The organism is Nocardia transvalensis NBRC 15921 (assembly GCF_000308875.1).
GTDB classification, from domain to species: domain Bacteria; phylum Actinomycetota; class Actinomycetes; order Mycobacteriales; family Mycobacteriaceae; genus Nocardia; species Nocardia transvalensis.
This window is the reverse complement of the sequence record NZ_BAGL01000009.1, coordinates 1-12509: the sequence shown is the minus strand read 5'-3', so window position 1 is coordinate 12509 and position 12509 is coordinate 1. Positions and strand designations below refer to the sequence as shown.

11 protein-coding genes, 3 tRNA genes and 1 pseudogene are annotated in these 12509 nt (G+C 62.8%); 7 read left to right on the top strand and 8 right to left on the bottom strand.

Annotation, left to right across the window (positions count from 1 at the left end; all coding sequences use genetic code 11):
• Positions 1–32: 32 nt before the first annotated feature.
• The 4 genes from ON41_RS04620 to ON41_RS04605 form a co-directional block, all read right to left on the bottom strand.
• Positions 33–106, bottom strand: a tRNA-Asp gene (locus ON41_RS04620).
• A gap of 29 nt (positions 107–135) precedes the next feature.
• Positions 136–208: transfer RNA gene (locus tag ON41_RS04615), tRNA-Glu, on the bottom strand.
• 119 nt (positions 209–327) lie between these two features.
• Positions 328–987, bottom strand: a complete 660-nt coding sequence (locus ON41_RS04610; protein WP_040745437.1) for a TetR family transcriptional regulator — start codon at positions 985–987, stop codon at positions 328–330.
• Positions 988–2093: 1106 nt separating this feature from the next.
• A tRNA-Lys gene (locus ON41_RS04605) sits at positions 2094–2166 on the bottom strand.
• A 64-nt stretch (positions 2167–2230) separates the two neighbouring features.
• On the opposite strand from ON41_RS04605, the gene ON41_RS39645 reads away from it, so the two are divergent.
• The 3 genes from ON41_RS39645 to ON41_RS41345 all read left to right on the top strand — a co-directional run bounded on the left by ON41_RS39645 (position 2231) and on the right by ON41_RS41345 (position 5090).
• Positions 2231–3343 carry a tyrosine-type recombinase/integrase gene (locus ON41_RS39645; RefSeq protein WP_040745461.1) on the top strand — a complete coding sequence of 371 codons (1113 nt, stop codon included), beginning with the start codon at positions 2231–2233 and terminating at the stop codon, positions 3341–3343.
• Between the two features lie 248 nt (positions 3344–3591).
• Positions 3592–4167, top strand: a complete 576-nt coding sequence (locus ON41_RS04595) for a DUF6932 family protein (RefSeq protein ID WP_040745460.1) — start codon at positions 3592–3594, stop codon at positions 4165–4167.
• Positions 4164–5090: a hypothetical protein gene (locus ON41_RS41345; RefSeq protein WP_157185354.1), complete on the top strand. Its 927-nt coding sequence runs from the start codon at positions 4164–4166 to the stop codon at positions 5088–5090. The genes ON41_RS04595 and ON41_RS41345 overlap by 4 nt, the downstream gene beginning before the upstream one ends.
• Positions 5091–5171: 81 nt before the next feature.
• On the opposite strand, the gene ON41_RS41340 is transcribed toward ON41_RS41345, so the two are convergent.
• Positions 5172–5693: a hypothetical protein gene (locus ON41_RS41340; RefSeq protein WP_157185353.1), complete on the bottom strand. Its 522-nt coding sequence runs from the start codon at positions 5691–5693 to the stop codon at positions 5172–5174.
• Positions 5690–5992 (bottom strand): PadR family transcriptional regulator, encoded by a 303-nt coding sequence (locus ON41_RS39995; RefSeq protein WP_218003354.1) that lies wholly within the window; start codon positions 5990–5992, stop codon positions 5690–5692. Before ON41_RS39995 ends, ON41_RS41340 begins: the two co-directional genes overlap by 4 nt.
• A gap of 275 nt (positions 5993–6267) precedes the next feature.
• Here ON41_RS39995 and ON41_RS04580 point away from each other — a divergent pair, with 275 nt between their 5' ends.
• On the top strand, positions 6268–6510 hold the full coding sequence (locus ON41_RS04580) for a hypothetical protein (RefSeq protein WP_040745431.1): 243 nt from the start codon (positions 6268–6270) through the stop codon (positions 6508–6510).
• 36 nt (positions 6511–6546) lie between these two features.
• On the opposite strand, the gene ON41_RS04575 is transcribed toward ON41_RS04580, so the two are convergent.
• Both ON41_RS04575 and ON41_RS41335 read right to left on the bottom strand, forming a co-directional pair.
• A complete protein-coding gene (locus ON41_RS04575; RefSeq protein WP_051160967.1) occupies positions 6547–7596 on the bottom strand; it encodes an ImmA/IrrE family metallo-endopeptidase in 1050 nt (349 codons plus the stop codon).
• Positions 7597–7642: 46 nt separating this feature from the next.
• Positions 7643–8314, bottom strand: a complete 672-nt coding sequence (locus tag ON41_RS41335; protein ID WP_157185352.1) for a hypothetical protein — start codon at positions 8312–8314, stop codon at positions 7643–7645.
• A 1152-nt stretch (positions 8315–9466) separates the two neighbouring features.
• Between ON41_RS41335 and ON41_RS38780 the strand changes: the two genes are divergently transcribed.
• From ON41_RS38780 to ON41_RS04555, 3 genes and pseudogenes are all read left to right on the top strand, one after another.
• A complete protein-coding gene (locus tag ON41_RS38780; protein WP_051160966.1) occupies positions 9467–10567 on the top strand; it encodes a hypothetical protein in 1101 nt (366 codons plus the stop codon).
• Positions 10568–10629: 62 nt separating this feature from the next.
• Positions 10630–11094 carry a Het-E N-terminal domain-containing protein gene (locus ON41_RS38775; RefSeq protein WP_157185351.1) on the top strand — a complete coding sequence of 155 codons (465 nt, stop codon included), beginning with the start codon at positions 10630–10632 and terminating at the stop codon, positions 11092–11094.
• 179 nt (positions 11095–11273) lie between these two features.
• Positions 11274–12509: pseudogene (locus ON41_RS04555) on the top strand (hypothetical protein); the annotation flags it as partial.

Sequence of the window (12509 nt, the reverse complement as noted above, 5' to 3'; positions counted from 1 at the left end):
GCACCCGTACCGAATGCCTGGTATATGTCTTGCGACCCTGACGGGACTCGAACCCGCGACCTCCGCCGTGACAGGGCGGCGCGCTAACCAACTGCGCCACAGGGCCTTGCTCTGCTTCCAACGGTGTTGCCACCGTACCCCCTACGGGATTCGAACCCGCGCTACCGCCTTGAAAGGGCGGCGTCCTAGGCCGCTAGACGAAGGGGGCCCGGCCGGATTTCTCCGGTCCGTTTCTCAACGGCGTCCGTTGGGAGCCCGCATAGCTTATGACAGCACGATCGTGACATCCAAATCGGCTGGTCAGAGGCCCAGCTGGGCTCGTGGACCTTAGACGCCGAGGTCCTCCAAGCGAGCGGACGCGCGCCAGCCGACCCGCCGGAACTCGTCGAGCCACTCGGGGGTGGACATGGATTCGATGATCACCTCCAGCGCCTCGGTGAACCGGCCACGCAGGTCGATGCCGCCGCCCAGCAGGTCGATGATGTAGCGCTGGCCGGCCAGCGCGGCGGCGAGGGTGCGGGTGAACCGGTCCGGGTCGGAGTCCTGCCGCAGTTGCTTCTGCTCGACCGCGCGGACGGCCAGCAGCCGGACGGCCCGGCCGAGGATGCGCCCGCCGCCGGCCTGCACGTCGCGGTAGAACTCCGGTTCGATGATGAGACGGAACTCGGCCTGGATGATGATGTCGTTCTCGAGCCGCAGCGCGATCTCGTCGATCATCCCGTGCATGATGTCCAGGGCCCCGAGATCCGTTCGGGTGAGCCATCTTTCGGTGGTCGCGCGATAGCGCTCCACGGCCGCGTCCAAGACCGCGCGCGCCAGATCCTCCTTGGAGTCGAAGTGGAAGTACATGGCGCCCTTGGTGGCGCGTGATCCTTCCAATATGCGGTTGAGCGATGCCGCGGCATAACCGCTCTTCCCGAATTCAACGGCGGCGGACCTGATGATCGCCGCACGTGTCCGGCGGGCCCGCTCTTGCTGCCGTGCCATGCTCGAAACGCCTCCGAAGCTACTTGCCGCCGGAAGACTCCCATTAGGAACAGTCTTCGACGCGAAGGTTATGAGATTTTCAAATACTTCAGCTCGGGCTACTGCCCGGTTTTTCAAACTTTTGGTATGGAAACTCGCGAGAAAACCTGAAACGCACTGGCTGGTATAGTTCTCGACGCCCGTGTGCGCCGCAGGGGGTGCGCACCCGGGCGTTTTCTTCGTTTCGGATCTGCCTCCTGCGACGCGATCTCCAGGGCATCGCGATCGGCCTGACCGGTCGCGACATTCTTCGGGCACATCAACCATAGGCCGAATCCCATCCCGCCGGGGCACTCCCGGTTCTTCCGGAATTCACCAAGCGGTCACCGTACCCCGAAACTGCACCCACCGTAGGCCGTACCGGCAAGTCAGTTCGCCGAATCGCGTTTCTTCCCCTATGGCAAATTCATAGCAACCGGTTGGGCGTTTGGTTCCTTTCGCGAATTCCACCGCGCGCCAGCGCCGTTCAGGGCCGGGCGAACTCCGCCCCGGCGAACCACCGCCCGCCGAACTCGCCCGCCCGTTCCTCCGCCGTCCCCCCGGCCGATCCACCGACACACTCACCTCCGGTACCAATTACGTTGCCACGCACCACGATTGGTTGATATTTCCATACTTCTGCTCTCAAACAAATTGGGAACCAAAGCGATTGCCCGGACCGCCACTGCCCCAGTCGTATCGACCGGAGGCCCCGACATGTATCAGTCGTCACCATCCGGAACCTTCGCCGTCCCGATCGCGACCCCGCGCGCACCGCATACCTCCCCACACGCCGCCTACACCGGCCCGGCCGCCGCCACGACCGGACGCCCGCCCCGGCCGCATCCGGACAACCCACACCAACCAGCACGAATCCCCCACCCCGGATACCGGTTACCGATCGCGCGGACAGCCCATTAGACTTGCGAGCCGCGCCCCTATAGCTCAGTTGGTAGAGCTACGGACTTTTAATCCGCAGGTGTTGACGATCTGACCTGCGGAAACGCTAGAATCATGGGGCAGTCGTGGGGCAGAGACAGCAAAACGGGGACTCAGCAGCCAGAACTGCGGAGTCCCCGTCGAGACTGTGCCCCCTGCAGGGCTCGAACCTGCGACCTAGTGATTAAAAGTCACCAGCTCTACCAACTGAGCTAAAGGGGCTCGGCGCGAGACAGACTACCAGCGCCCGCCGCTGCGCCCCGAATCGTGCAGAGGATGGATCCAGATGGCTTGGGCCGAGAAACTTCCTAGCGGCCGCTATAGGGGTGGCTACCGCGGCTCTGGAGGCGAGAAGAGGTACCTGCCGGGCACCTTCACGCGGAAGGACGAGGCGGTGCGGCAGGCGGCCAAGAAGGAAGTGGACGAGCGCGACGCGCCGACGCCGGCCGCGGCGCGAACGATGACCTGGGGCGAGTGGGAAGAACGCTGGCAAACCGTCCGGATTGTGGCGAAGAGCACAGACAGATCCGATCAGGGCCGCCTCCGGGACCATGTCCGGCCACGCTGGCAACGGACTCCGCTGCGCGAGATCGACACGGATGCAGTCCAGAAGTGGGTGACCGACCTCACACGCAGCGGCATGGCTCCGTCGACGGTGACCAAGTGCTATCGACTGCTCAGCGCCTCGATGAAGGCCGCTCTGAACGCTCGGCTCATCACGTCGAACCCATGCAAGGGCATCGTCCTCCCCAAACCCGGCCCCATGCCGGAGCACTACCTCGATGACAGCGAAATTTCGGCAATCAAGGTGTCTCTCAGCGACTTCGACACCCTTGTGTTCGAAACGCTCCTCGGCACAGGCATGCGACTAGGTGAGGCCATGGCGCTGCACTGGGAGAGCGTCGATCTCGAATGCCGCGTGATCAACATCGAATGGGGCTATGACCCTGTCGAACAGGAGATGAAGGCCCCGAAAGACTACGAACGCCGGGCGATTCCGATCGGCGCGACCCTGACCAAGTTGTTGCGCAAACACCTTCACCAGGTCGGATACGGCCGTCCGGCACCGAGCCCCATGCAGTACCCGAAGGACGCTCGAGTGCACACCGGACTCGTGCTTGCCCACGTCGACGGCCGGCCCTTCGACCCGTCGAACCTCCGGAACCGCTTCGACGCATCGGTCCGTATCGCCTACATCGGCAAGGGCAAGACCAGACGGAAGGTCGGACACACACGCCTTCACGACCTCCGGCACACCTATGCCAGTCGATTGCTAGAGAAGGGAATTCCGATCGAGGAAGTCTCCCGACTCCTTGGGCATGCCAGCCTCGCAACAACTCAGCGTTACGCGCACCGCGGCAAGAAGCAGTGGACCGATGTACGTGCAGTACTGGGTTGAGAGCCCGCCTGTGGTGTCCCATGATGTCGGTTCCACGGTTCGATCTCGAAGGCCATGCGCTCAAACGTCAGCAGTCCACGGTGATGGGCACAGGCCGTGACCAGGTCGCCGTTCAAATTCGGTCAACCACCAGCGGCTGCGCCCGGTGAGATCTAGGTAACACCGGGGCGCGAGCGAAAGATAGTCCCTAGCGCTGGGTGGAGTGCAGCTCTCCAACCTTGAGCCGCCACTGGGGAAAGGAGGCGCGGTTGATCCCCGCGTTCGACGACGCAACCGGGTACATACCCCCTGGTCGCTACTCGTGCACACTCCAAGAGGTCCAAGACCGGCTCGTCTTGGCCGACGAGTTCACGACCTCGTACACGCGCAACCCGTTGTTCGCAGGTCTCCTCACCTACGTCGCTCACTGGCAGGACACGTCAGACAAACTGCAATCTCCCTCACCCCTGCTTCGCTCGTTTTGGATCGCGGGAAGTTTCGCATCCTCCAAAGTTGATCCGGGCGACATCGACATCACACCGGTCATCGACGGCAAGCTCGCCGACGAAGCACACGGCAAACCGGGATCAAAGATGATCAGGAAGCTCACCCAGCATCGTGACGGGATCAAACAGCGGTACGGTCTGGAGGTGTTCCCCCTTCGCTGGTATCCCGTTGTGCAACCGCACCGTGCGGATGCATCGCTGGACGGCGACCAGCAGGCATATCTCAGCGACCGAGGTCGGTTGGACGACTGGTGGGAACGCTGCCGAATCGACGGGTCTGATCTACCCTCGATAGAAGGCTGTGACAGCCGCCGAGGCTACTTGGAGGTCCGGCTGTGAGCGTCCGCGACCAGTTCCCACACCTCATACAGAACTACCGGCCCGATCCAGACATCGATGAAGTCGATGACGAGCCCGCCTCGTCCTATCTCCGTGCGACGATGCTCGAAGGACTGCGCCAGTTCGAACCTGCAGCATCTCTGCCAGGATTCGCCAGCATCAAACTGACCGGTCAACCATTCGATGATGGCCTGTTCAACGCGGCCGCCGCTGAGATTTTCAGTCAGCTTGATCGCGAGGTTCGCGCGGCCGCTCCAACCGATACAGCCGAACAGCTCTCCATCGGGTTCCGCGAGGTTCACGCCGGCAGCGTCGTCCTTCCTCTCGCACCGTTCGCCGCCGACACCCCCTCAGAGGAAGAGCTGGCGATGGTCGGCCCGTCTCCCCTCGAACTCGCCCTCATTCGCGTTTTGGACCTGCACGACTTGCTTGAGAGCGACGAGATCCCCGTTCGCTGGACCGCCGACAACGTCCCGCACAACTTGGCCCACCGACTGCGGTTGTTGATCGAATCGCTCGACAAAGCCGACGCCGGAGTCGAGATTGATCTGTCGCAACACAACGGGCGCCGACGGAAGTCTCGACTCACCAGCCGTGGACGGCAACGCGCAAACCGCTTGTTCGAACCGCAAGGCACAGTCGAGATCGAGGTACAAGCTGGAGATCTGGCGGGCATCACGCTCGGCAGCGAGTTCGCGCAGGTGCAGCTGCGGCCAGGGTTGGGCAAACGAAAGATCGACATCGTCCAAGTTCCACCAGAAACGGCCAAGAACCTTCCCTGGGACGTCTACCTGCGGATTGAAGTACGCACCGTCAAGAGTTCCGACCGTTTTGGCGAGCGAAAACGGACCGAACATCAGTTCATTCGCGTACTGGACCACGCCGACCCGCTGCATGCAAGCGAAGCAGATCCCGAACCGTGAAACCTGGACCTAGGTATTCCGCCTCATACGCAGCCAGACGACAGTGCGCGACGCTCCACCCAACTCCGCTGCACTGCGTTGTCAGTCCTCCGGCGGCCGTTCTGGTCGATCTATCCAAACCCATCCCCGGCCATCATCGGCGAGGTCGATTTTCAAGAGTTTCATCCGCGACATCTCTTGAATGAGCCTTTCGTGTTCGACCCCAGCGCGGTGGGGGCGGATCTCAATATCACTGAGGTTGCGGACAGATACGTTGGGAGTGATGGACGTCGCAGAGGCAGTAGCAGGCGGCACCTTGATGGTGACGCGGTTCTGTGGCGCTGTTGCCGTGAACTCTTTCGCCGTCTTCTTGCGGCCGAACCAAAGGTGGGCCGCCCACGCCATCTTGCTTACCGGGCCTCCTGGGACATGATCCAACTCGGACAGCCACTCTTCCTCAAACCGCTCCCGATGCGCTGCTTCTAGCGCTTTCGCTGCCGATCGGACGATTACCTTCGGTAGCGCTTTGGACCATCCGGTGACCTCTTCGGTCAACACTGCCGTCACCGCAGTGCCGCCTACCAGCCCCCCGGCGCCAATCAGTGCGACGATGACCTCGCTCACAGGGCACTGCCATGCGCCGGCCGCAGTCCGTTTAGTGCACGTGGAGCGACCTTCGGCGCCGGAAGGCTCCGAAGAACCTGGTATGCCCCTTGAAGTCCGTCCGTCGTGAGCTTGTAGAACCTGCGGCGCGGACGGCCTTCGACCTCGGCGACTTCCCAGCCGCTTTCAAGCCAGCCCGCTTCCTCCAGTCTGACCAGCATCGGATACAAGGTCCCCGACTTGATACCGGTCGATTTCGACAGGTCATACCCGTAGAACGATGAACACGGGTCATCCAACAACTTGTCCAGGACCTTCACGAGCGGTCCAGTGATCCTTGGTTGAGCCATTCCGTAAGTCTACATAGGTAGAGAAACGACCTACCGACGACGCACCGCGCCGCCCACAGGAACCCGGCAGCAGACCAGGCGTGCTACCGCCATATGAGCCCCCTTACCTGTGGCTTCTCCGCAAACGGATGGCCAAGACTTCATCACTACTTCCTGAAGAATGCGCGCCGTGAACCCGGTTAACGCCCATACTGGCTGCCCGAGAGCTGACGAATACCCAGAGACGCAGTCGAAGGAGATTGGTCGTGACCGAGATCAGGTACATCGCGGTCCCTCCCCGCCGATTCCGGCTCAATCGGACGGACGGAACAGTCGTCGAGACGACGCTCATCGGCCTTTGGCGCAGAGTCCCTGCCAGCGGCGCCGGGCGGGACAACGAGATCATTGGCTGCAAGGTTCGCTTAGGGGACGGCATGGAAGTCCCGCTGGACCAACTCATGAACGAGTGGGGCGAAACTACCTTGGGCACTCCGGACCTCCACGACTGACGTCCTGACCCTGGCGCGAGGACGTCATCAGCTGGGCTACTGGGAGCGAACGAGCTTCAGCGCCGGCCGAGCAGGCGCAGGCTTGGACTCGGGGCCTGCGTCACTTTGCGCCGCGACAGTGTGCAACGTCGAGCCGAACGTCATTGCATGAAGCTCAGAGACCGGCAGCCCTAGCTCGGCTGCAACATCGGCGATACGGGCGCGGCCTTCCCTGCTCCGGAAGATAGCGCTGAACACCCGCGAGGTTTCATGCTGAGGCATGCCGGCAGGCTCTCCCGAGCGGTACCCAAGCTCGGACAGCCGCACGCAGTTCTGACGATGACCCCACTCCGTCAGTCGTCCGGCGTCGCGCAAGGCGTAGTTCAATGCCATCGCAGAAACCCTGAAGTATTTCTTGTACTCCAGGATGTCAGTCACCGAGGGCTCCCGCGGGAGGCTGCTGCGGAGCAGACTCGGCGGCATCAGCAGAGCAGAAGCAAACCTGTCCGCTTCACGCTCGATCGCGTTCCCGCCCTCCGGCAGCCCAGGATGCAGGACGAGGTGGCCGATCTCGTGAGCTAAGTCGAAACGAGACCGCTCTGGAGTCTTCGACATGGACAGGAATACGTATGGCTTGTCGTCAGACCAGACACTGAATGCATCGACAAGATCAGTGCCGCGAGGAAGGGACAAGACACGTATGCCCTTCGACTCTGCCAGCTGGATCAGGTTCGGCAAGGGACGCTCCCCTAAGCCCCACAGCGCCCGAACTGACGCCGCAGTCTCGACGGGATCGGTGTTCTCGACTTCCGGCAGATAGACGTCGGGGAGCTGAAAGTGCTTGTCGATCCAAGCGTAGAGTTCGACACCAATCTGCCCCGCAGCGATCGCTGCGCGCCGTTGCGTAGCGGACGCCCGACGGCGCGCCCGGAAAAACACCCGGTCTTCTGACAGGTCATCAACCGCAGGATGGTCGAAGAACTCGGGCTTACATCCGAGCACAGCAGCAAGCGTCGCGATCGCAGAAGCTGGTGGTCCCTTGCGTTCGTAGTCGTTGATTGTGCGAACCGTGACCGCCATCGCCTCAGCGAGGGCGGTCTTGGTCATCCCAGCTCGATGCCGAGCAAGGGTCAGACGTGATGGCTCAGGGCGACTAACGTCCACGGTCCACGATCGGGAAGTCGATGCCACCGTCGCCGTCGCCATCGACGTCAGGCGGAAGCGGCAAGTTGTGCGAGATCGGCGGGAGGATGATCCGATACTCCCACTCAACGATTCGGTTCTTGACAACCTTCGATGGGAGGGACAATTCAGCTCGCGTCTCGTTGGGGTCTTTGGCCCGATAGTAGAGCAGAACCCAGGTAAGGATCTCCTCAGGACCGGTCCCAGTGATCGGGATGGAGATGTCTAGGGGCAACGCAAGTTGGTTGCTGTTTACAGATTCCCCGGTAGATGGACCACGCCTGTTCTTGTTCGACGGGGTCGGACCGTCCAGCTGGCCAGTACCGATGGTTCCTCCGATCACCATGATCGAGAGTTCACCGTCTGGCCGAACCACCCGCGGCGACCCCTTGGGATCCTCTAGCGTCCATTCAAGCTCTTGGACAAGCCTGCTCCGAAGGCCCGCTACCGTCGCGATCCATCGCTCCATGCCTGCGGTAAGGAGAGGGTGATACTTAGTCGCACTGGAAGCTGCCTGCTCACCACTGTCCAACGCCGCATGAAGGATGTCGACGGTGAGCCCAAGATTCGCAAGTACGAGATGCGCATCCGCAGCTGGGGTGAGAGGACGAAGAAGCGGTTCATTGGCTGCTGGCTGCGTCATGCTCGCATCGCTCCTAGAAAGTCGTTTCCAACACCCAACATCCTCTCATGATCATGTCGAAAACCGGAAGACCCGCAGCTCGGCAAGTCGTCTAGTTGGCCTCACGCCTGGCCCGGCACATCACACCAGATGCGACTTCGCACCGTCACAGATTACAGTACAATCGAATGTATGTTCGATAACCTGTGAATTGGCGATTCGAACTTCTTGACCCTCACCAGAGCTGCGGTAGACCGGCCCGGCTGTCACCCTGGCACCCCCGCCCCTCTGGGCGGTCCCCGCGCCGGAGGCGTGCTGTTCCGCGGCCGTGGCCGCGATGTCCTTCGGTCGGGAGCGCGAACCTGGGGTTCGTGGTGTCTGTCCCTCCGGTATGGCCCGGGGCGTCTCGATCACAGGGGCAGTAGGTGGCAAGGGTGGCCGGAGGCCATCGCGTAGCGACGCCGCAGGCGCCCTTGCTGCCTGCTGACGCTGTGATAAGCCCCGGAAAGGGCCATGCTGGAGGGACAGACACCACCTCGCGCGACCAACCGCGCGAGCGCTAGCTCGCGGACGACGGCGGCCTGCGCCGTCGCACCCACTACGCCACCGCCGGCCGCGATGCGGATCTGACGTGGACACGAATCAGGCGATGCCAACCGCAGCGTGCGCGCACGACGAGCCCCGCAAGCCGGAGGAACCCAAGCTAGCGACGGGGCAACAGCGTGGCGAACAAAGGCCGCTAGCGGCCGACTTCGACACGCTAGCCCGTCGCGGAACCACCTTGCCAACGTGAGATAACCACCCAACCCAGCCACCTACCCAACTCAGAAAACCCTCCCCGCACCCCCTCTGACCTGTTCCTTGAATGGAGTACTTCCACCCACCCACCAGACAGACATCTCATGTCCGTCTCACGAAGTGGGCATGAGATGTCTGTCTGGTGGGTGGGTGGAAGTACGGAACGCTACGCGCAGGTCAGAGGGGGTGCGGGGAGGGTTTTCGTCATGGCGAAAAGCCATGACTCACGATCTTGCTTTTTCCCGAGCGATTCAACAGCTATTCAATGCCATTTCTCACCCCTGACCTGCACCAAGATCGGCTCGCCGTGCCGGCGAGCGGAGAGGCCGAGAGGCCGAGAGGAAGGTCGGCGCCGGCCGGACAGCCGGATACCGGATGGCATCGGCTATCGAATTCGAGCAGTTGGCTGCCGCCGGCCAAATCATCTACTCGAACACCCGGTATGACTCCACGTACATCATCGATCAGCCCGAGCTGAGCAGAATAATCGCCGCTGGTGAGATCCCAGTTCTGCATGTCGGCCAACCAGAGGCGATAGACGCGCTTCTCGCTACAGCGCCAACGATTCGATGGGTCGTAGTTGAACTGTGGTGCCCGCGAGAGGTCGCCGCCGAGCGTGCCGCTGCTCGCGGTACCAACGACACCGCCGAGCGCCTGGCAGTATGGGACGCCACTCCGAGACTGGCCGTCGCTGACGCTCAAATAGACACGAGCACAGTCGATCCGGCTGCCGCCGCGCGCAAAATCATGGAGGCTGTAGCCGCTGCCAAGTGCTCCATCGTCGTGCCAACGATGCACCTCGTACATCCCGACGGCACAGTGGATTTGGCCGCTACCCGACGCCATGCAGTTGCGGCTGCCGAGAGCTGGGTCGACTTCTTTCTGATCAACGGCTCAACTACGGCTGGAAGCGAACTTACCAATATGGAGCGCGCCGCCGTTCTCGACATCTGGCTAGAAGCGGCCGACCCCGGACGGTTATTGGCCTGCGCTTGGTCTGCCGAAGATGTCGCAACCGCGGCTGACCGGCACGTGACACCGATGGCAGTGCTTCAGGCCAACACGCAGATAGCTGCTGAGCAGTTCCTCCAGGCCCTACCGCCTGGATCGACCATCTACAGCCACCCGATGTTCGGCAGGACTTTTGACGCCAAGCTGGCGGCCTGGGCGAGAAGCATGGGCCACCTGCCGAGCGGCGGGAAACTGGCCAAGATTCGCCCAGACGAGACCGCTGAGATACATCGCACTGCACCGGAATTCACGATTTGGGACGGTTCGGCCCGACGAATTCAGCGGTCAGTTGCCGCGGGTGCTGCCGGCGTCGTCGCAACAACGCTCTCGGCCATGCTCACGGACCTACCGCCACGCAGCCTTGCACGGATTCAGCCCACGATCGACGCCGTACAAGCCACACTCGATCAACTCCCCGATCGAACCGCCAAACGCCGCTGGATCCTCGATCAGATCGAGGTCTAGCATTGCCTAGTCATAGTGGGGCTCTTCGATGGCGCGGGTGTTCCGAGCGAGAGGTCGATGGGGTGGATCCGAATGTTGTTGTGGCGGCAATAGCTGCTGCGGTCTCGGCGGGTGCGACGGCGGGTTTGACCGATACGGCAAAAGCGGCGGTCGCGGATGCGTACAAGGTGCTGAAGGGAGTGCTCGCCCGCAAGTATGGATCGGTCGATGTCGTGATGGTGGAGGCGAAACCGGCTTCGCTGGCACGGCAGGATGTCCTGGAAGCCGAGCTCGTCGAGGCTGGCGCCGACGGAGATGATGAGCTCCGGGGTGCAGCAGAGCAGGTGTTGCGGGTGGTGCATCAGTACGTCCCTCAGGCTGCGGAACTGGTGGGCGTCAAGCTGACTCGGGTCAAGGCCGGCGAGTTGAAGATCGCTCGGATCAAAGCTACCGGCGCTTCCGGCGTCGACGCCCGGGACGTGGAGGTCACGGGCGAGTTCGTGATTCGCGATGTCGAGGTGGAGGCGTCCCCGACCCACCCTCACTGAGCGCGGACCGGCGACCCCGAGACTCTAAGGCGCCGATATCGGCGCCCGCCGCCTATTCCGGTATCCGCGCGAACAGTATCCACCACACCACGGTTGTCGGCGATCAGCACATCCACACGGTCGCCGGTACCGCGCCGGCGCTGACCGAGTTGGTCGAGTTACGAGGCGCTGATGGTGATGTGCCGCTAGTCAGCGAGCTCGATCCCTACCGGTTGAAGGCCACGCCTTCGGAGTTCGGTGACAGCGAACACTACGGGGTCGATGACCCGTACCTGCCGCGTACCCACGCCGATGTCGACCGAAGAGTGGCCACGGCCTTGGCTGGCGAGCGGTTAGTGCTGGTGATCGGCCCATCGAAGGCGGGGAAGACCCGTACCTTGTTCGAAGCGGTCCGCCGCGAGTTACCCGAAGCGCGAGTCGTGGTACCCGACCCAGAGTCACTGGCGCGAGTGCCGGTAAGCGAGCAGTACCGCAACCACCCGGAGACATTGGTGGTCTGGCTGGAGAATCTCGATGAATTCACCCGCGCTGAGTCGTCATTAACACCACGGCTGCTCGCAGCATTGACTGAGCGGCCTGCGCGGACGGTGGTCGTAGCCACCCTGCGCAGTGAGAAGTACGAGGAGTTGCGCGCCGGTGGTGAACTCGCACGAGACGTGCGTGCTGTGTTCGAACAATCCACCCGGATCGAGTTGGCACCGACCAGCGCCAGCGCCAGCGAGCAGGCGGCAGCGAAAAGGCTGTATCCGTCGCTGGATCTGGCCCGCTACGGGCTCGCCGAAATGCTCGCGGGTGCACCAGCATTGCTTGCGCACTACCGGCGCGGCCGTACCCCCGGCCGGATCACCGCCCAGTCCGCCGCCTACACCGCAGTGGTGGAGACTGTCATCGACTGGGCGCGCATCGGGCGCTTCGACCCGATCCGTGAGGACCGGCTGATCGAACTCGCCCGCGCGGTGATCGACACCCGATACAGCGCCTACGACATCACCGACGACATCCTCACCGCCGCCATCGCCGAGGCACGCCAACCCCAACAAGGCACCGGCCACACCAGCGCGATCGATCCGACCTGGTTGGCTAACCCCCGAGCCCGGGCGTACCGTCCTTTCGACTATCTCGCCGCCGCTGACGACGGCCAACACGAGCAAACTGTGCGGCCCATCGTCGAATCGTTCTGGCCTACCGCCACGCTCAATGCCAATTACGCCACTCTCACCGCAGTCGGCGCTTCGGCCTATTTACGGGGCCACCTCGACATCGCCTTTGAGCTCACCCGCCGCGCCGCCGACGCCGGGCACACCCCCGCCATGACCAATCTCGGGGCTCTACTCCGGGCGTGCGGCAACCTCGCCGAGGCCGAGACCTGGACCCGCAAAGCCGCCGACACGGGCGACTCTGCCGCCATGAACAAC